The following is a 20,532-nucleotide window of genomic DNA, read 5'->3' as shown; positions in this document are numbered from 1 at the left end:
CGCTTTTTCAGTTCTGCACGATCCCGGTTTCCGCGATCACCGCTTGTGGGATCGGCCAAACATACCGTGCGTCACCCGGCGGCAGTTCATACCGCTGCCCGTTGATCAGTTTGACCACTGTTTTCCGGTAAGCTTCTTCCTGATTCAGTCGCCTCAGATCCGTCCAGCGTTGGCCCCGCAGCAGCAGCTCTTTCCTGCGTTCTGCCAGCACCCAGCCCAGCACCTCTGCTGCATTGGCCGATGCCAGCGGCACATAAGATGCGGGCAGGTAACGGTTTTTCCGCAGCAAATTCAGGTCTGCCAAAGCCGCGTCAGCCTTGCCCATCCTCACCGCAGCTTCCGCCCGCAGCAGGTACAGTTCATCCGTTGCCAGGCCGTTAAACAGGTTCGTCGTCCCGTCATAGCTTCCGTTAAAATTATAATAGGGTTTGGTCGCCGCTTTTTTAAAGTACAATGTCTTACGCAGGTCCCCGGCCGCATAGGATGCGTATAGTGTCGTATCCACCAGGTACCTTGGCGAAAGCAGTACCGGTGCCGAGATCATGGTCGTGTGGAAGATTACTTCATCGTTAAATCGTTTAAAGGGAACCGTCGCCACTACTACCTTATTATAATCCAAGAGCGTTCCGTTTATCTTCAGGCAGGAATCCGCATAGGCGTATACCTTCGCGTAATTCCCGGTCAGCAGGTAAACCCGTGCCAGCATCGCGAAGGCCGCCACCTTCCCGGGCCTGGTTTTCACGGCCACGCTCACCGGTAAACTGACCGCAGCAAGGCTCAGGTCTGCTATCATCTGCCGGTAGGTTTGTTCTACCGTAGACCGCACCGATTTCGCATTCAGGTCCGATGAAGCCCGCAATACGAGCCCCGCGTCCGTCGCGGCGGTTGCAGGATCATAGGGCTTGCAAAATTCCTGGGCCAGCCAGTACCAGGCATAGCCCCTGAAAAAAGCAGCCTGTCCGCGGATGTCACGCCATTGGGCGCTGCCATCTCCGTATTTCTCCGTTCCTTCCAGTACCAGGTTACAATAAAAAACCGCCGTATACGGATACGACCAGTCATTGCGCGGGAGGTCGTTAAACACCTCCCGGTTCCAGGTATAGGCGTTCCTGCCTGTTACCGATACCGAAGCCCAGGTGGCATCCGTTATAAAACCATCATCGGCCCCGTCCGTACCGGCGTAAGGCCAGGTTTGCGTAAACACATTATTATTATTCATTACCGCCTGGAAATCCGCCTGCGTCACCGGCACCTGCAGGTTGAGTGAAGGTTTGATGTCCAGTTGCTTCCTGCAGGATAACAACAGCAGGCATAATCCTGCGATTCCGGCTGTCAGCCGAAAATGATGCAGTATATTTAATTTATTGGTTATTCTTTTCATTTCAAATCCTGTTAAAAGTTGCCGCTTAAACCAATTGCTATGGTCCTTGCCGGTTTGATGCTATATGGATAATCGGGATCCAGCGACGACTTGGTCGCTTTCCATATCGTGCCGAGGTTGGCTGCGTAGATATAGACCTGCAGGTGTTTCAGCGTCAGCCTTTTCAGCTGCCTTGCCCCCAGGTCATAAGCCAGCCGCAGATCCTGCAGCCGGATATTGTCCCCCTTCTCTACGTTCACCGAAGCCTCGTTATAGAACTGGTCTCGCGAGCTGTCCGTCGGGTAAACAAAGGAAGGCACGTTGGTATGCAGCTCATCACCGGGTTTCTGCCAGCGCGACGCGTAGTCATAGCTTTGGATATTTCGGTAATACGCCATCGCATCATAGGCAGCCGAATAACGCATCCAGTAATAGCCAAATCTGTAGGCGAGGTTTGCAGAAACGGACCAGCCCCGGAAGCTAAACGTACTGCGCAGGTTGCCGTAAACCGGGGGAACAGCGGGCCCGCTGTATTGCAGGTCGCCCACCCTGGTCTGATCAATGATTGACGCGGCGTCATTGCTCACTTTGCCGTCCAGGTATCCCCTCGGGTCGCCGGTCTGCGGGTCCAGTCCCGCCCATTTATAAGTCAGTATCGAATATAAAGGCTTACCGATCAGTGGCGACACCCCTAAACCGTTGGCTGCGTAATTGTAGCCCAGGTCGCTCGTCTGGTCATAGGCCGTCACCGTATTCCGCGTGTAATTAAACAATAAGTCTTCCTGCCATCCGAAAGCTCCGCGAAGCAGGTTCGCATGCAGGTTCAGTTCGACGCCATGGCCCTTCATCGATGCCACATTCCCTTTGTATTGGAAGAGGTTTGTCGCCGGGTTGAGCACCCCGGTGGTCTGGTCCAGCTGTCTGAAGCCGATCAGGTCATGCCCTTTCTTGCTGTAAACCTCCAGCGAACCCGACAGCACACCGCCTGCTACGTTAAAATCCAACCCGGCGTTCAGAATGCCTGTCTTCTCCCAGCCCAGGTCCGGGTTGGGCGGATTGGCTATCGTGGCATAGGTCAGGTGACCGATCGTACTCGTGCCAATGTACCTGATCGCAGCCTCGGCCGACAAGGTATTATCCACGTTACCGCTGTAACCGTACGATAAGCGCAGCTTCAGGTAGGGCAGCCAGCTGACATGATAAAAATGCTCATTACTGGCCGTCCACGCGCCGCCGACAGAATACAGCGGCACGCCTTTCTGGTTGGCGTTAACGCCGAACAGGTTCGACTCATCCCGGCGGGCGCTGGCCGACAAGCTGTACCGGTTCCCGTAGGCATAGGCGAGGTTACCGTACCAGGACAGGTTATAATTGTCCCGGCTGTCATAACCGTTGCCGTAAGGAATGCGGCTGTTACCCAAATATGACTGGTTCGCCAACGGGAAGCTGGTCACATAGTCTACCGGCTGGCCCTGCCCGATATCGGCGTTATAGCCGTAATCTGTAAAACTCCGACCGGAGGTATGGTCGTTACGGTACTCATAACCCGCCAGCGCTGTCAGCTGCTGCTGTCCCCAGTCCTGGTGATAATTCAGTTGCGCGCGGATACTGTTCGAGCGGAAACGGCTGTCCGAACTGTTCATGATACCACCTGCGGGTATCGGCAATGTCAGGCTGCCGTCGGCTCCCGTTTGCGTATACTGGTTAACCAGGTTTCGGGCGTAATAGCTGTCTTTGCCATATAGCTGGGTACCATTATTCTGGTTAACCTCCATCTGGTAACGGAACTCAGCCTCCAGGCCTTTCCATAGCCGGTAATGCAGGGCGGTATTCAGCAGCAGGTCCAGCCGGTCTGTATGGTTGTCTATATTTTTGTAATCGTTCAGCGGGTAATAATTCCAGTCCTGGAAGCCCTGCGCTTTCGAAGCATCCAGGAAGGACTGCCGGTAATCCAGCATCACCGGCAGGGCATTACCCTGCGCGTCTGCCAGCTTCGCATATGGGTAGAGTTGTTTGCCGTCCAGGCTTACCAGCGAAGACGGATCATTACGCCCGGCTGTTGTCCGGCTGTCCGTCATGTATACGCCCGCGTCCAGCCTCAGCCGTTCCCCGAAATTGAAACTATTATCCGAGCGCAGGGTCAGCCTGCGGTATCCGCCGCTCAGCGCATCAAGGTTATGGTCATAGCCGCCCGAAAAATAATAAGTGGCCTTATCCGAGCCGCCGCTCAGGTTCAGGGCGTATTGCTGGTTCAGGCCGTTCCGGTACCAGTATTTTTGCAGGTCGCTGCGTACATCCTGCCTGCCCAGCGCATCCAGCTGCCTGGCGGCATCGGCGGCAGATATCGCCCCGTCCCGCTGCGCCATCATCAGCTCCACGGCGGGCGAGATCCCGGTATGGGTCACCGACTGCTCGTCGTCAGCATAAAAACCCGCCGCGAACAATTGCTTTTCCACCGAGATAAAATCGGCCGGTGACATCTGCGGCAGGTAAAAAGAGTCCGGTTTGGCAGCCATGGTTACACTGGCGTTAAAACCCACCGACAGCGGCCTGTTCTTCGCCCCCTTCTTGGTGGTGACCACGATCACGCCGTTACTGGCCCGTACGCCCCAGATCGCTGCCGCCGACGCGTCTTTGAGGATCGTAATGCTTTCCACATCGTTGGGGTTCAGGTTAGCCAGGTCGCCGTTATAAGGAAAGTTGTCCAGTACCACCAGCGGTTCCGCGTTAGCGAACAGTGTGCTTCTTCCCCGCACGGCCAGTTCACCGTCATGGCCTACCCGTTTATCAAACAGCACGCTGCTCACCCCTTCCAGCCGGCCCAGTACGTCCGTGCCCACCGACCGGTTCAGCAGGTCTTTGCCTATTTGTTCATAGGAGCCGGTAGCCTTTTCCAGGGGAAGCGACTGGTAGCCGTTAGATACCACTTGTACTTCCTCCATTTGCTGCACCACCAGGCGCAGCGTGATCTTAAAGCTGCGTTCGTCCTGAACGACAACTGCTTTGGACAGGTAACCCGTCTTTTCAAAATAAAGGGTGTCACGGCGCGCAGCGCTCGTTGTAAAACGGCCGTCGGCCCCGGTGAGCTCCGGTAAAGAACGGCCGCCCGACACCCGGATCTGAACGCCTGTAAGTGGAACCCCGCCGGGGTCCTGCACCAGGCCCGTTATGCCCTGGGCCATGGCCGCTGCGGGCAAAAAAAAGCACAGCAGGGCTCCGTAAAATATCCTGTAAAAAATACTCATGTGATCAAATTATTAAATCGTTAAAAAAAATAAACTGTAGTCCCGCTACAAGCTGAGCGGGCCGTCTCCCGCTGCTTCGGCTTCCCCAAGGGGGACCAGCTTAAAGGCGGAACCTGTAAATACCGACCGGACACCGAAAAAACGGTCAAGGTCTTCTTTAATGCTTTGCCGCACCAGGCCGGGTGATGCTGAAGGCAGGTCCAGCTCATAACAAAATGAACCGCTCACCTTCCCCATATCCACCTGCGCTTCCGGCAGGTTTCGCAGGCCTTTATAAGCCAGTATATACAGCCGTTTTGCGGGTACGTTCGTAGCCCGTACGATGGTCATCTTCCGGGCGGTATCATAACTGAAGCCCATATTCGAGGGGAGACCGTTCAGCCTGCCGGTGATCACCGAGCGGTATTGGTATACGCTGTCACTACCGCCGTTGCCCGCTACCAGTAATGGTTTATGCCGGGCATAATCCAACACGTCCTCCTTCATCCCTAGCTGCAGGCCCTTACCGGCCAAAGCCCGGCTTACTGCAGGCCCGGTTACTTCCCATGCTTCTGTAAAGCCCAATACTTTTCCGGCAGCATCAATCCAGACTTCATGCGGCAGTAGCCGGTGCGGGAACAAGCTATGCAGGGTTTTATCCTCAACAACCGTCTGGAACTTTTTGCCCTTTAAAAAACTATTTGACCGCTGAAAAGCCACGATACTTTCTGCTCTCTCCGCGGTAACGGGCAGCACAACCAGCCTCCCATTAAAGGCGCCTACCAAAGAATCCAGCCTGGGCATGGCCTGGATGCAGGCTCCGCAGGAGGTTGCCCAGAAATCAATCACGAGCAGCTTTCCTTTAAAATCAGACAGGCTTAAAGTCCCCCCGCAATTATTTAATACTTTATCCATGGTGACATCCGGCACTAGGTCACCTACCTGTAAAGCCCGTAAATCAGTCTTCACCAGGGATCCTTTTCTTATATTTTCCTGTGCGCCTGCCCCTAAAAAAAGGCATAGCATGGCCAGGAAGCTTAAAATATGCTTCATAAACAATTAAATTAAAACCGTGAAAAAAAACGAACTAACCTTTGCCGGAATGCCAAAACCGGTGCATACCATGGGTCCCTCCTGCCGCAGATTACGCAACGCTCCTTCGTTCGCACCACCCTAAGCACCTCCACCGCATGCACCAGGTTTATCAGGTGATCAAACAAATCGGCTACTTCCCGCTCCTCTACCGTTAAAGCCAACAGGCCCTTTTCGTCGTTAACCGCGTAACCCCGGAATGCTTCCCACAATTGTTCTTTGACCAGCCCATGGTCATACTTGCTAAAAAATACCCGGATCACCTGCTCCGGCGTACGAACCCCAAAATCTTTCAGATCAATAACAATAGCAGCCATAGAAAATAATAGTCAATTCACCCCTACTCCACCTTAAACAAGGCAGAAAAACAAAACAGCTATAAATAAAACAAAGGGAAACAAACGGCGACCGAAAGCTTAACTATTAACTGAATGGCCGCCGTTCGCGCGCGGATCATTCGGGAGACTTGATAACGTTTTTAATGGGATTTTGGAGTGGGCAAGCTCTGGGCTTACCGATAGCTGAAGAAATACTTATAAGCTTTTCAAGACGTGAAAAGTCAATAACAGCGGGCCTACCGCTGTAAGCAAGCGTATACAAACCACGCCTGTTATTTACAAGACAATTACTGTTGGTTTGATAGATTGCTTTATCGGTTTGTTTCATTGCTCATATTTCCATACGAGCCTTGTTGAAAGACAGAATCACAATAAATGTGGGTCCGCCAACCATGGCACCTCAAAGTTTCTGACGCCCGATATTGACATGGAATTACAGCAAACCCACATCTATTTAAACATGCAAATATAACACATCTAATATAGCTGTGGGTATTCATTTTGCTGTCCTGCGTCAACGGCGTCAGAATTGGTGCCACAAGACTCTTAAATAAGTACCTACTTATATATTCAAATCATTTTTATGGATATTTTTAATTTAAATTTATATCCACAAAACAAACATAATCAAATTATTAATATAAAACAAATTATTTTCCATCCATAGCATTTTACATATGAAATAGATATTGGGTGGATGAAAGACCCTGTATTAATTTCGCAATTACATTTATATGTAATAAATATTATAAGAAAAATAAGATTGGAATTAGGGCTTTCTCAGAGAGATGTATCCCGCATACTATTCCCTGATTCAGATAACAATTTACTTGGAAGTATTGAAAGCAATTTTAGGAAGGAAAAATATACAGATGAAGGTCTACATAAACTGGCAAAAGGGTTTTCTATAATCGATACCAATAAAGTTTATACCATTTTAGATTTCTACCCTGAAAGTCCATTACCAGAGGTATTGGTTAGTAAATTTGTTATTGAAATTCCTGACAATATTAGCCCTACAGGCACTTTAAATCTATTGTTGGAAAAAAAAGACACTTTCTTCGCCGAATCGCACACGGTAAAAGAAATTACAAATTATTGTAATGAGTTCATGAAAAGAGAATGGAAAACAACCGACTTCACTTCAGTGGTGGCCCGTGCAGAAGCCACGGAAAAGCTCATCCGCTCGGGAGAAAATGATCCAAAATACAAAAAAGCTTAACGGTAATTTTACTATCTTACCGCCTATAAAGCTTACTTTTTAAATGGCAGTCCCAAAACCAAAACGCTACAAGAAAAGTCTTCATAAAATAAATGTCAGTGCGATAGAATTCGATAAAATCCACCTGATCAGGGATAAGCGCCTTTCTTCAAGATTAGGGCTGTCGTCATATGAGTTATCCTTTCTACTGGGCAAACATGATTTCTTTGTAAGGGACGTTGAAAACCCATTGGAAAAAAAGCGGTATAATATTGACGATACCAACTACCTGTTGCTCATTTTCGAAGACCGATTGGCATCAATAATGCCCGCCAAAACAGAACAAGAAACTTATCAACTTGAAATTACATACTACTTAAATGGCGTTAGACTGCCCGTTTATGAGATTAATATCATAAATACCGTGATGCATCCAAAGATCATTACAGGTGAGGGCAAACATGAGGAACTTCCTACAACGCTTGATTTATTTTCGTTTACCGACGTTCAGCTTTATGTTGATGAACTGCTTTGTGATAATTTCTTTAATGGACCCAAGCGGGCTCTTGACATCTTCGCCAAATGCAAATTGAATTTTGGTAAAAATTTTCACCCGCGCAACATGATTAAAGTTCTGAATTACTATACCAATAAGAAAAGCGGAATTCCTAAATTGGATAAGGTCGAAACAAATGAGTTCGGGCGCAGGCTATTTGTTAAAGTGGCGGATATATAATAGGCTCGACAAAATTTCGTAAAGCTCTTAAGGTGAATTTACGTATCACAAATCGTTCATGTCGCCAATACCTATATTATCTAAATATGGCTTAAGTATATCTACATACCGAAAAGGCCTTATTCTTGTTATTTCATTCAGCGTATCTGAATAATAAACCTCCACATAAAAATCTCCTACTGCGTATAGTAATATTTTGTAACCGGGTTCAAAACGGGTTTCGAGAAATGTGCCATCCCAGACTGCACCGGCCTGCTCATCTTGATCTAATAATCTGAATTGATAAAGTGTCATTATTCAAATATATTTATTAAGGTAGCTATTCCCTTTCAGTTCTCTGATAGCTTTATTCCCGAAAACTTGACTTGCTCCCAGTGGCCCGGCCTGATTGCAAATGAGCTTCTGAACAAAGTTCGCCTTCTTTTTGAAAAGTATTTAATCTCCTGAAATCACTTTAATTTTTAAATTAACAAAATGAAATAATTAACTGATTTTTAAATAGATAAATCAAATAAAGCATATAAAAAGCCTCTCAAACTAAAAATTATACGGGCTTTTTGATGATCAGGCCTGGGCTTTTACTTTACCGAATGATTCCAGTTCCAGGAACTTGGAACTGAACAGCCTGGAGGGTATTTTTTTCTTGAGCAGGTTATGAAAATTCTCATCGTGTGTAGAGAGGATGATCTGTTTCCCATGGTTGACAACGATGCTCCGGAGCAGGTCGATGGTGGAGAGGACGTTAATGCTGTCCATGGATTGTACGGGGTCATCGATGAAGATGCAGTCGTATTCTTTTGAGTTCAGGGCAGATGCCAGGAATATGCTCAGGCTTAATATATTGACCTGGGCGGAACTGAAATACAAATGCGGTATAACCTTCTTCTCGTTTGAGGTATTGGTCACTATGACGTCGAGGCTTGGGTTATCGGAGTCAAAGTTGGCATGAAATTCTACGGTGGTAAATTCAGGATGGGGATCGATCTTGTTATATAATTGATTGATCAGCCCAGTGAAGAAAAACGACTTGATCTCTTTTTCAAGGTGCGATTTGACGCGGTCTTTTTCCGACTGCAGGAAAGGCATGACGTTCCTGATTAAAAATTCCCGCTCTTCCAACATGAGCTCATAGTTAAGCCGGGCATTTTCAGATTGCAGGAATGGCATGAGGTTGCTGGCAAACCGCTCCAGTTTACCGTACTCTCCTACCAGTGCTGTTGTCCGGTCTATAGTCAGACGGATACTGGCATTTATTTTATTAAGCGCTGTCAGGATGATCTCTTTTGTAACCTGTTCAGGAACCTGTACCGATAACTCAGCCTGCAAAAAGTATCGATAGCCGGAGATCGATTTTAACAACCGTTCTTCGTCCTGACGTAGTACCTTTTCCCGGAGCAGCAGTTCGTCCTGTTGATAAGATGCCAGGCTTTCCCGGAGGGCTGTCAATTCTGTACTGAGCGAATCGACCATCAATTGATGATCCCGGTTCTTATCCTCTAAAAGCTGTATCTGTTCATCCAGCGATCGCTTTTCAACAGGCACTTCCGTGCTGTTTTGCATAAACCATAAATGTACAGAAAGGCTGCTGGCTTCGTTTACCAATTCATAAATCTCCTTTTCCAGGGATTCCAATTTTGCTAATGCGGAGGAAAGACGCTCATGGAGGGGACCAATTTCGGCCTTAAGTTTCTCCATCCCGGCAAAAAGTGACTCCCGAAGGATTCTCTGCGCATTTAACGTTTCATTGATATACGATTCAAACTCTGAAAAATTCATACCGTCCATCTGCAATGTCATTTGCTGCATTTCTAAGCGTATTGCTTCGGCATCCTGCCAGTTAACGGCCAGGTGACGTTCCAGCCCCTTGACTTCCACCGCCAAATTATTGAGTTGTTCTTCCAAGGCCCTGATACGTTTATTAACTGCTGTTATAACCGTTTTCTGCGTTTTCGTGACCGCTCTTTCCAGCTTTAAAATTTGCCCCCGGGTTTCTTTCTGCCTTTGGTAGTTCTCCTGTAATAAAGCGCTCAGTAATTTGTTTTTGGATAGCTGCGCGGCGAGAGCAGTGTAGTCCCGGTAATCGTGACTGCACAGGGGGCAGGTATTCATCTGCTCCCTGTTGATAATATCCATCCCCTTTTTTATAAAGACTTCAATTTCCTGGCTGAAGGATACCTGCTGCTCCGCCTGGCTGCCTATCGCCAGCAGGATATTTTCAAGTTCAGCCCATTTTTTCCTATTTTCGATCATTTGTCCGATCTGCGGGTGCAAATCAGAAAAGGTAGTATCGCCCCTGATGGTCAGGTAGTCAAATTTTTCGATATCAATTAAAAGCCGCCTGTGGTAAACGATATTCTCCCTGACCCGTTTCTGTTGTTTTTCTTTGTCATTCTTGTCTTGCTCCTGTACTTTTAAAACGGCTTCTCTATCAGCCAGACGGGTTTGCATATCCTCAAAAATCAACCTGGCCGCCGGCAAATCCTTATACGCAGTTTCTCCCTCGGTAATTGCTGAAAGGTTATTGTTGATCCGGCTATGGAGCATGGACTCTTCGTCCAATAGTTTTTGGAGTACCGGCTGCTGTTCGTCCAGAATACGCTGCTGTCCGGCTAGTTGTCCTCGTTTTTCAACGAGCAGTTTTTCGTTCTGTTCATAGACCGGAAAAAGTTCCCTGATTTCGAGGGCGGATTTCAACGCTTTTCTACCCGCGTTTTTCAACTCCAAGGAATGATCCAGTTCATTACTTTTCCTTTGTAATTCACCGAAATCGGCGATGGCTGTAACGGTATCATGCAGGAGTTTTCCGTTAGCCTCAGCCGCTTCCAAATCCTTAAAAAACACGTCAAGGCCCGATACCTGATCACTTCCGGTTAATGCTTCATTGATCTTTCTAATGACGTTATCGGCGGCTTCCCTGTCTTGATTAAGATGTAATAACCTTACGGCTACATCGTTGCTTAACTCAAGCGCTTCTTTAGCCGTCGTTGATAAGGTAACCAGCATTCGTTCTTCTCCTAGATCCTGTAAAAGGAGGATACAGGTATTAATCGTATCCAGAAGCTTACTATCCTCCTCCTCCCTGATCTTGTCTTTTTCCTTATTTAGCTTTTCATCCAAAGCCTCAATGTTGTTTTGATTGGCATTGACAAGTCCTTTCACATTGCGGTAATAGAGGTCCAGCTCTGCAAGATCCGGATTTTCCATGAAGAGCTTATACCGCTGAACCCCGTCCACTTCTTTCAGAAAAGCGGAGATCCATTCTTGGGACAGGATCACGCGGCGGAAAGATTTGTTCACCAGTTTACTGCCGTGGGTCAGGTCGTTCTTGCTGTTTCCGTGGGTTTTGAGTTCCCGTTTCGCGATTGGCTTTCCGTCCGTGAGGATCTTCACATAAGATTTGGTTTGCTCATCAGATTCGGTATTGCGCAATAATTTGATCTTTTCGTCGGTGATCTCGCTCAGCGTTTCCAACGACTGGCCGGTGATGGATTCATTGTGCGAAAAACGCTGGATATTATTGGTAACCCCCCATTCCACCGCGTCATAAAAAGACGTTTTACCGAAACCGTTGGGTGCGTAAAGCGAAATAAAGCTTGCCGTTTCGCCTGTTGATGTCGTAAAATCAAAGGTGGCCTGTTCCGGTTTATCGTAGATCCGGAACGCAGAAATCTCTACTCGTTTAAAGCGCATCGTGCCTGTCTTTTAATACCTGTTGAATTTGTTCAAGCGCCTGTTTGGTACCTGCGGTAACCTGTTTTTTTCCGGTTGTTTCCTTGTCCGTCAGCGCATCCAGGATGAGTTCATTTTTTTTGAACTTCGGGTTAGAGGCAGCTGCAGCAGCACCAATTTTTTCCACGCCGAGGTCATTATTGAGAATATGCATTTCGACAATGCTTTGATGGTCAATACCATTACCTTCTACAACGATCTTACGGCTGGAGTACAGGTCATTTTCAATTTTATATTTGAGATCCCTGGACAGCTTCATTTCATTCAGGTAAAAGAGATAGGTATTCCATTTGCCGAACTCATCGACTACTTTGGACTGAAAATACACAGCAATGGCATTGGCAATTTTACGCCACTTTTCAGCAATAACCTTTTCATTCTGGAAGGTAAGGAAGAATGCATGGATCGTCCCGCCCAGTTCCAGTTGATTATAACTCACTGATACTTCAGGAAAATCGGCCCTGAGGATATCGGCAAGCCTGCCGCTACTTAATATGTTCTCCATATTTGGTGTTCAATAATTTTTTGATGTCGTATTCGTCTTTACCCGCATACTCCTGATAGTCTTCAGAGATCAGTTTCTGCTTGAAATATTCCAGGTGTATAAAAGTATATTTATCATAAGGGAAGTCAGTTCCTGCTGAGGTTTTATCCTTTTCTTCACCGTATACAAAATCCTGAATGTATGGCGAGTCGTCTGCCCTAACCCGGTCGATCCTGCCGGGAATGGTTTCCCGTTCCAGTTGGTATTGCCCGAACTGCGGCGGATTCAGAGAAGACACCAAAACAACGCCAGCATCCGCGAGGCCGGTATAATCCATATCATCCAGGCTGGCAAGGTGATCCGACCAAAAGTCGTCCGTTGTTTCGGCGTGCAGCAGCCTGACCTGTTGAAAGACCTCGTCTAGGTCATCTTTTACAATCCGCCTTTTCCTGACAATACTCAGGATGGCGATCACCTCTAACCAATACCGCCATAAAAATTTCAGGTAAACGGACTGAGGATGCTGACCCGGCAACAGCATCCTGCCCGGGCCAAGTTTATTTACCATGTGAGCCGGATTGAAGTCTGTTTTGCAGACATCATTAATGACCTTTAGCAAGACCCGCGCAACCTCGGCAAGCACCTTACTGTTGATCTTTGCCGGCCGGAGGTGAAACGCTTTATCTTTGGAGAAGCCGAAAGCTTTCATATAATAAGGCAGTAATTCCTCCAGGTGACCGGTGTATGCGTGAATGATCTCACTGATCACCAAAACGGGCGTGAACTCCACCCTGCCCATTCTTTCCTCTTCGCTGACGACACTGCTTTGAATTCCGGCCAGGAATATCATGCCGTCGACAATTTTAAAGAGTCCTCCGCCAGATGTTCCCTTTAATTCAGCAAGAATCGGGTTCTTACTACAATCCGCTTCGCGCCGTTTATTTTCAAGATCCTGCAACAAGGTGACTTCCATGTCCAGACGGACCCAGTTTAATGTAATTTTGTCGCCTACCCGCCGCAAATTCGGAAAACCGGCAAGGTTATAACCTGTCTCACCGCCAAGGCTGTCCTGCTTGAACATCAGGTCTCCGGGGCAATCGAGCCGGGCCACTTTCAACACGGCCAGATCTATATTGCGATCTTTGTGCGGAAAATAATTGAGTTCTTTCTGTTTTTCAACGGGTGTTTCTTCGACAAATTGTTTTTTGGTATGGCAATAATAGGCGATGTTGATCATGCCTTTATAGGGCCTGGCGTCGACACCTTCAAAGATATGGCGCGCGGTCAGGATGTAACTAAAATTAGCATCTTCCGGCTGAAATACCACCCCGGTCCCACCGTTCAGACAAACGATATAGTTCTTGAGATCATCAAAGTTCATATTAAAAGCTTAAGCCTCCTTTTAAAGCTGACATCTCAAAACCGGGAAAGTCTTCGAGGTCCTTTTCAGAAAATATCCGCAGCATTCGCTCTTCATAGTTGAAGAACAAGCGGCAGTCCTGCTGATGATTAATCAGCCGCGCGAGCAACTGCTTGTGCGGGTGCTGGTGTGTACGCCCGTTGGAGCTGATCACAAAATCCCTCGCATTGATACATTGCAGCATTTTAAGACTGGTGTTTCCCTTGCTGCCATGATGTGCCAATTTCACTAAGGCGGCATCCAACGGATTTTTCGAGGTATAACCGAATGTTTTCAGCCCTTTAATGATCACCGAGGGATGCGAATCCCCCAGGAACAGGAATTTTTTAGTGCCGTAGGTCAGGATAAACGCGATCGAGCTGCCGTTGGGGTAAGCTGTATCCTGGCGGTACCGGTCGGCGGCAAGGTGCTCCTTCAGTGTCTTATCATAATCACCGGGTTTCGCCGCGGTTTTGAGATCAGGATCCTTTTTCTTCCAGTTATCGAGCAATTTTTTCAGTTTAGGCACATCCGGTGAAAGGACCTGGAAAGTAAGACCAAAACGTTCAAGCGTATTGCCCTGGCGGATGAGGTGTTGGTACCAGATGTTTTTCTCTTTGATATAGGCGCTGAACTGAACGCCCTCGCTGACCGAGGTGTTCCGTGTTTTATAGGGGTCGATCACATGCTCCAGCTCAGGATTCCGGTCCTGGTCCAGGGTTTCGGCGATCAGGGGACCCGAATTGAACCAGACCTCTTTCACTAGCTCATGCGCTAGGGGGTCGTTGTCAAACCATTTTAGGATTCCGGCGATATGATCGTCATCAATATGGGTCAGGATCAGCAGGTCGATGTATTGCCCGGCTGCCCTGAGTTTATCGATCAGGTGTTTGAGTTCACCATAACTAATTTTACCTTTTTCATCTTTGTCCAGGCGATAGGTTTCGGCAATGCCGCCATCGATAAGGATATTTCGCGCTTTGCCCGCCTCGTCTTCGAAACTGATGGCAATGCAGTCGCCGTTGAAGCTTTTCAGAAATTTGACGGTCATGAATTGGCGGCAGGAAGTAATGATGTGGACAGCCTGTATTTTTGCGTGAGGTTTTCGTTCATCGGGTGAGGTTTGGGTTTATTATTTTCTGTTTAAAAGGTAAATATAAATTAAAAATAATAAGTCGCCAGTGTGATTTATGCACATCCTTCATTTGGATTTTGAGCGCCCGGAGGGAGGACCGTGCGGCTATTGCCTGTTGATAGTGATTGATCAATTTCACAGTCCTGAACAATTTTATCGCAAATTACTGTTTCCTATTGCTGATAAATGGGTTAATACCTAACTTAGAGCTCATAAGCCTAAGCCATGCCCCAAATACCCCAACCCGAGAAACTTCCTGTTGTCGCCTTTACCTTAACAGCCTTTGAGATCGGCATCGTCATCACCGCCGTCCTATACAACCTGTTTATTTTTATTTTTGCCTTGTTATGGATCTTTACCAACAGTTTCACGGCCTTTAAATCGACGCTCCACACGATCAGCGTGCTTGCCATCAATGAGCAGGTTTCGTATGCGCTGTTTCTTTCGGGCGCATTGGGTGGAAGTTTTTATTGCCTTCGCTCCGTTTACATCCGCTTATCGGAGGCAGCCAGACCGGAAAACGACAGCAAGCGGGAATTCAATATCAAGATCTGGTTTTTCTGGTATATCTTCCGGCCACTGCAAAGCGGCGCGCTGGCGCTAATCACGCTTTGTCTTGTCAACGCCAACCTGCTTACCCTCAATGTTGTGAAACCGGAGTCACTGAAGTCGTTTTATACGCTTGTCGGCGTGGGTTTCCTGGTGGGACTGGGTACCCATGAGGTGATCCGGAAAGTAGAGGAACTGATCGCGGTATTATTTGCTAAAGCCAAAACCAAATAAACATAGTCATGAGCGAATTAAGTCAAGAATTTACCATACACCCTGTGGGACAGGGTCTGTTTTATTCAGGGACCCTGAAAACTCCTGCCGGTGGTTTCCGTATGGTGATGGATTGCGGCAGCCTGAGCGGCGCCTCAACGATCCGGTCGGAAGCTGATGTATTCAGAAATGAACAGCTACTAGGTCAAAACGTACTCGACCTGCTGGTAATCTCGCATTTTGATGCCGATCATGTGAACCATGTGAAGTATCTCCTGCGTGGTGGGGTCCAGGTCAGGAGGCTCGTGATGCCCTTCCTGGGCTTCGCGGAGCGGTTGTTCCTGGTCCTCAAACGGGTAGAAACTTCATCGGGGCCCGGCCCTGATGATCCTGATGGAGATGCCGCCATTCGTTTCGCTATTGATCCTATTGGCGAATTGGGTCCAAATCTGGGGGGCGACTCAGAAATCTACCTGGTCGAAAGCGATGATGCCCCTATCGAACCTGACCAGGGTAATCTTTCGGATGGTGATACCGCCCTGCCGGAACGCGGGGAGCGTAATGAGCCAAGCTTTGTATTTGACTATGATGATAAAGCAGGTCTTGGGGAGGCTGAACTCAACGAGGCTGGATTTGATGGCTCCGGAGCTAAGCTATTTAAAGTTTATGACAGTAAAAAAGGCCATGTCAGCGAGACCACGTCTTTGCTCCGGCTGATGGATTTCCTGTTCTATAAACGTCCCCTGAAGTCCATAGAAAAAGAAAAGGAATTTTATGACCGGGTATTCAGCCTATTCTGCGATAAATTCGACCTGAAGGTCACGGATCCGGATTTCAAAAACAAGGCGGTCGAGGCCGTTATCAGCCTTGGGGGCGGGACTATCGTTAAGGAATGGTTTCGCCAGGCAGCAGACAAATCCCGCTTACCGGTTACCACCCTGGCCAATCTTAACACCACCGCTTTGTGCCTGCTTCATCGTAACCTGCCCGGTTTGATGGACCTGATTTATGGCAGCAAATGGAGAAACCCGGTGAACGGTTATTACAATGATTGCCGGGTCGACTTTAACTTATTCGAATTGCACGTTTTTAAAGGGCATGCTTCCAGGCTGCAGCAATCTAACCGGCGGTGGATTTATGGCGATGATTTTTATAGGCATCCGAATGCAGACCGGATCTTCATTTACCCTAACGTGCTGCTTACCTCCGACAGCTTTCTTTATACAGACACACAGGTGGAGTTATTCACCAATAAATACCGAGCTTACCGGGAGGATTTCTGGCTGATGCAACTGCCCCACCATGGTTCATCTCATAATTTACATTCATTATTACCAAAAAACTGGTATCCAAGATTTAGAGACGCTTCGTATTTTATCAATTACGGATTAAATAACCGGGACGATCATCCTGACCAGGAAATAATTAACCTGCTGCAGGGAGAGCGTTTTTTTCCGGTACATGAACGGCAGGGGCTTGAATTCCGGCTGGGTCTGTATAACGGGGGGTACTGAGTCTACGATGCGAAATCATCATGAAAGAAACCAGGTTATTGGGATCGTTTAATAAAGAAAGCCAACGGGATTAAATTAGTTGCTACAGCCCAAAACTTAAAATGGGTCAGCACCAGTTTGGTCATTGCACCAGAACGTCAGTCCAGGCAAATTTTATTAACTGGACGGCATCGCTTCGGACGGGCTTTCAATCTTTTCCTTTGAGTAAAGGATTTGCAAATCAATCCATGATGCTGATGGATGATATGCCTGCAATATCATGCTGCTATGTTGTTACACATAGTTCAGATCGTATGAATTCATTAAAACCAGGACTTGTCGTAAATAAGATAATTAATAGGAAAAATAAAGCCCCGCTTCACTCGCTGGAGGGCACTGAAAAAGCACCTGTTTTAACGACGGGACTTTAAAGCGGCCAAGTAAAATCGATTTTACTTGACCGCTTTTTTATTGCAAAGATATTTTTCTGTGAGTTATTATGAGTTGACGCAGGCTCGAACGAAGGGGAACGCAGGATTTATTGATTTTTATTTGACCTTACTTTTAAGGGATCAGTTTGATAATCCTTTTGAGGTTGACCGTGAAGATGGCCAATGCTCCCTGCATCTGCATATTTTCAATCCCGTATGCTATTGCCCGATTATAGCCATGAACATTTTTTAACTCGTTATTTTTAGCTTCGATCTTATATCGGTGTTTAGCTTTGTCCTTAAAGTAACTCGTTTCCTGGAAAGTTTGTTGTTCCTGGTGCATGGTTGATTTTATAGCTACTGCATAGGTTCTGGTCTTAGCTCCCGGCTTGTAACAACCATCTTTTAATGGACAAACTTTGCATTTCTCAATGTCAAAAAAGTAAATGTATGACTGGTTTCTCCCTACATCCTTCTTTCCCTCTTTGGCTTTTCGGATAGCCAGATGTCCGGCGGGGCATATAAACATACCGGCATCCTTATTATAATCGAACTTGTCTTCTTCTTTTCTGGTTCCCTGGGAGATCGCTGGTGTAAGTTTGGCCACGATCCTGATGTCCTGTTCAGCTGCTATCTTAAGATTGTCTTTCCCTGAATAAGCCGTGTCACCAATGATCGTTTCTACTTCAATGCCATTGTTTTGGCTGATCTCCAAAAGTTTGGGAAGCTCCGGGCCATCGCCTTTTTCGCCCGAGGTGACCACGGCAGCGGCAATAATGCGTTCTTCGGTCATCGCCAAATGGGTCTTGTAACCAAAGAATGAGCTATCAACTGATTTATGGCCTGTTTTGGCGTCTTTATCTTTGGATAATATATAGTGCTCCTGTGTATCTGCCACCGTCTCCTTCAGTAAGTTCAGTTTTTCTTTTACAGCAGGTATCTCGCTTAACGTTTGATCAGCTTCAATACACTTTTCCAAGGCGCTGCAATAAGCCAGTTCCTTTTCCAACTCGTCTGTACCGTTCTTTTCCGGCATCACCGCCTTCATATCTTCATCTATAGCATATACCGCTTTACGGAGCAGTTTTGAACGTTCCCTCAATACTTCCAATGCCGAATAGGGGTTTGATCTTGACAGCGAATGTGTGGCATCAACGATGATGGACTTAGAGCGGATGATTCCTTTCTCAATCGCTATAGTGACCGTTTTATTAATGAGCAGGTTTAAAAGATCGCTATCCTTCAGCCGCAGCTTTCTGAACTTTGTCAATGAACTTGGATCAATAACGTCTTCCTCTGGTAACATCTCGAGAAAATATTTGAAAGACATATCATAACGCGAACGCTCGACAACATCAACGTCTGATACGGTATAGATCGTTTTTAACAACAGGTATTTAAACATCCGTACTGGGCTTTCCGCAGTCCTGCCATTGTTAGGGCAATACTTGTTCGCCAGCTCATCATAAATGAAACTGAAGTCTATTAACTCGTTGATCTTGCGCAGGAGATTATCTTTAGGAACAATCAGGTCATATAGGCCTGAAAACGTACTGAACTGTATCTTTTGCTGTTGATTGAGCATCGTTGGGCTTTTCTTTCGACACTTTAAGATACAAAAAACGGGGTAGAAAACAATGCTTTCTACCCCGTTTGTCTAAAAGACTTTTTCAGTGCCCTCCACTCGCTGAACCGGGGCTTTTACCTAAGTGTTATGATTTGAAAAACACCCGGGCTCATAAAAATGTATTTCATAGATAATCAACGGAGATATTTATGAAACAACAAGTTATTGAAGATGTGAACATTATGCCTCAATTAGACGGAGCCTGTGGTTTGGATATGCACAAGGACAAGATCGTCGGCTTTATCTCATGCAAAGATGGCAGGCAGCAATCAGGAGTTCAGGGAATTTGGCACTTACACCTGTGAACTCAAAGAGATCAGAGATTGGCTACAGGAGAACGACATTCATCATTGTCTGATGGAAAGCACGGGTATTTATTGGATGAGTTTATATGCCATACTCACCGAAGCAGGTATCGAAGTCATTGTGGCGAACCCTGTTCATATCAAGCAGATGCCCAAGCGGAAGACTGATCGCAAAGATGCCAAATGGCTCTGTACATTATTGCTGCATGGATTAGTACGGCCAAGCTTTATGCCGGATAATACACAGCGTATAATCAGGGATTATTGCCGAAATCGCTTATTTTATACATGGCAATTAAACAGAATTAGGAACCGTCTACTTAAGATCTTAGAAAGTAACAATATCAAACTGCGCTCTGTGATAAGTTCGATCCATACATTATCTGCTATGGATATGATACGTTTGTTGGCTAAGGGTGTTAACGATCAGGAACAGTTACTTAATTGCGCAAGGGGTAAAGTAAAGGCGAAGAAGGAACAGTTAATCAAAGCATTAGATGGGACGCTACAAACTTATCACCATACTCAACTACAAATGCTGTTGGAAGATTATGATCATGTCCAAAAGCAAGTTGACTTTCTGGACAAGTCAATTACTGAAATCATCACCGAACATTATGCACTGGCATTTGAATGCCTCGATAGCATCAGCGGTATAGGTATTAAATCTGCGGAAATCATTATCAGCGAAGCCGGAAAAGACATGAGCCGTTTTCCATCAGCGGACCATTTTACAGCGTGGTGCGGTATCGCACCGGGAAACAATGAAAGTGCTGGTAAACGCAAAAACACTTCGATCAAAAAGGGCAACAGTTATTTAAGAGTTGCTATTGTTGGCGCGGCATGGGCTGCTGTTCGCATGAAAGATTCCTATTGGCATGCGTTATTCGATAAGTTACGCAAGCGCATGAAGGCGCAAAAGGCAATTGTAGCTGTCGCGAGAAGATTGCTAAAAGTGGTTTATAACACATTAGAAACACTAACTATTTACAAAGAAAAGGGTATCGCTCACTTTGTGGACTTGCAGGCTAAAGCAGCTTTGTATCATAACGCAAAGTTATCGTGGCCTCAAAACAATATTGATTAAAAACACTAAAAGGACGGAAAAGGTAATAGAATAAACAGTCTGAAACCTAAGCTGCCAAAACTGTAGATAGCACCCAGGCTTGTTCCATGAGAACGCAGAGGAAACTTATTTTTGATATTAAGCAGCACA

General features: G+C 46.7%; 15 protein-coding genes. 5 read left to right on the top strand and 10 right to left on the bottom strand.

Annotation, left to right across the window (positions count from 1 at the left end; all coding sequences use genetic code 11):
- Positions 1-7: 7 nt before the first annotated feature.
- Genes AC1D0K_RS07790 through AC1D0K_RS07775 form a run of 4 tightly spaced genes read right to left on the bottom strand, consistent with a single transcriptional unit; the run spans position 8 to position 5,993 of the window.
- Positions 8-1,381, bottom strand: a complete 1,374-nt coding sequence (locus AC1D0K_RS07790) for a RagB/SusD family nutrient uptake outer membrane protein (RefSeq protein WP_477390192.1) — start codon at positions 1,379-1,381, stop codon at positions 8-10.
- Positions 1,382-1,392: 11 nt separating this feature from the next.
- Complete coding sequence (locus AC1D0K_RS07785; RefSeq protein ID WP_477390194.1) at positions 1,393-4,605, bottom strand: SusC/RagA family TonB-linked outer membrane protein; 3,213 nt, start codon at positions 4,603-4,605, stop codon at positions 1,393-1,395.
- Between the two features lie 45 nt (positions 4,606-4,650).
- Positions 4,651-5,637: a TlpA family protein disulfide reductase gene (locus AC1D0K_RS07780; protein ID WP_477390196.1), complete on the bottom strand. Its 987-nt coding sequence runs from the start codon at positions 5,635-5,637 to the stop codon at positions 4,651-4,653.
- 11 nt (positions 5,638-5,648) lie between these two features.
- The gene (locus tag AC1D0K_RS07775) at positions 5,649-5,993 is read right to left on the bottom strand and encodes a hypothetical protein (RefSeq protein ID WP_477390198.1); all 345 of its coding nucleotides are present in this window, start codon (positions 5,991-5,993) and stop codon (positions 5,649-5,651) included.
- A 718-nt stretch (positions 5,994-6,711) separates the two neighbouring features.
- Here AC1D0K_RS07775 and AC1D0K_RS07770 point away from each other — a divergent pair.
- Together AC1D0K_RS07770 and AC1D0K_RS07765 are read left to right on the top strand one after the other, a co-directional pair.
- Entirely contained in the window at positions 6,712-7,236 is a 525-nt protein-coding gene (locus tag AC1D0K_RS07770) for a hypothetical protein (protein ID WP_477390200.1), read from the top strand.
- Between the two features lie 43 nt (positions 7,237-7,279).
- Complete coding sequence (locus tag AC1D0K_RS07765) at positions 7,280-7,951, top strand: hypothetical protein (protein WP_477390202.1); 672 nt, start codon at positions 7,280-7,282, stop codon at positions 7,949-7,951.
- A 45-nt stretch (positions 7,952-7,996) separates the two neighbouring features.
- Here AC1D0K_RS07765 and AC1D0K_RS07760 read toward each other — a convergent pair whose 3' ends face one another.
- The 5 genes from AC1D0K_RS07760 to AC1D0K_RS07740 all read right to left on the bottom strand — a co-directional run bounded on the left by AC1D0K_RS07760 (position 7,997) and on the right by AC1D0K_RS07740 (position 14,614).
- On the bottom strand, positions 7,997-8,245 hold the full coding sequence (locus tag AC1D0K_RS07760) for a hypothetical protein (protein WP_477390204.1): 249 nt from the start codon (positions 8,243-8,245) through the stop codon (positions 7,997-7,999).
- 270 nt (positions 8,246-8,515) lie between these two features.
- Positions 8,516-11,641 carry an AAA family ATPase gene (locus tag AC1D0K_RS07755; RefSeq protein ID WP_477390206.1) on the bottom strand — a complete coding sequence of 1,042 codons (3,126 nt, stop codon included), beginning with the start codon at positions 11,639-11,641 and terminating at the stop codon, positions 8,516-8,518.
- Complete coding sequence (locus AC1D0K_RS07750; protein ID WP_477390208.1) at positions 11,631-12,185, bottom strand: ABC-three component system middle component 1; 555 nt, start codon at positions 12,183-12,185, stop codon at positions 11,631-11,633. The genes AC1D0K_RS07755 and AC1D0K_RS07750 overlap by 11 nt, the downstream gene beginning before the upstream one ends.
- Positions 12,166-13,545, bottom strand: a complete 1,380-nt coding sequence (locus AC1D0K_RS07745) for an ABC-three component system protein (RefSeq protein WP_477390210.1) — start codon at positions 13,543-13,545, stop codon at positions 12,166-12,168. The genes AC1D0K_RS07750 and AC1D0K_RS07745 overlap by 20 nt, the downstream gene beginning before the upstream one ends.
- Before the next feature lies 1 nt (position 13,546).
- The gene (locus AC1D0K_RS07740) at positions 13,547-14,614 is read right to left on the bottom strand and encodes a ComEC/Rec2 family competence protein (protein ID WP_477390211.1); all 1,068 of its coding nucleotides are present in this window, start codon (positions 14,612-14,614) and stop codon (positions 13,547-13,549) included.
- A gap of 309 nt (positions 14,615-14,923) precedes the next feature.
- Between AC1D0K_RS07740 and AC1D0K_RS07735 the strand changes: the two genes are divergently transcribed.
- Positions 14,924-15,481 (top strand): hypothetical protein, encoded by a 558-nt coding sequence (locus tag AC1D0K_RS07735; RefSeq protein ID WP_477390213.1) that lies wholly within the window; start codon positions 14,924-14,926, stop codon positions 15,479-15,481.
- 8 nt (positions 15,482-15,489) lie between these two features.
- Positions 15,490-16,974: a hypothetical protein gene (locus AC1D0K_RS07730; protein ID WP_477390215.1), complete on the top strand. Its 1,485-nt coding sequence runs from the start codon at positions 15,490-15,492 to the stop codon at positions 16,972-16,974.
- A 543-nt stretch (positions 16,975-17,517) separates the two neighbouring features.
- Here the strand turns inward: AC1D0K_RS07730 and AC1D0K_RS07725 are convergent.
- Positions 17,518-18,969 (bottom strand): IS1182 family transposase, encoded by a 1,452-nt coding sequence (locus AC1D0K_RS07725; RefSeq protein ID WP_477390219.1) that lies wholly within the window; start codon positions 18,967-18,969, stop codon positions 17,518-17,520.
- A gap of 297 nt (positions 18,970-19,266) precedes the next feature.
- Between AC1D0K_RS07725 and AC1D0K_RS07720 the strand changes: the two genes are divergently transcribed.
- Entirely contained in the window at positions 19,267-20,403 is a 1,137-nt protein-coding gene (locus AC1D0K_RS07720) for an IS110 family RNA-guided transposase (protein WP_477390221.1), read from the top strand.
- Positions 20,404-20,532: the final 129 nt, after the last annotated feature.

It is taken from the genome of Mucilaginibacter sp. P1_A3, from assembly GCF_056406855.1.
Note: the sequence above shows the minus strand (reverse complement) of the source record. Positions and strands in the feature narration are given on the sequence as shown.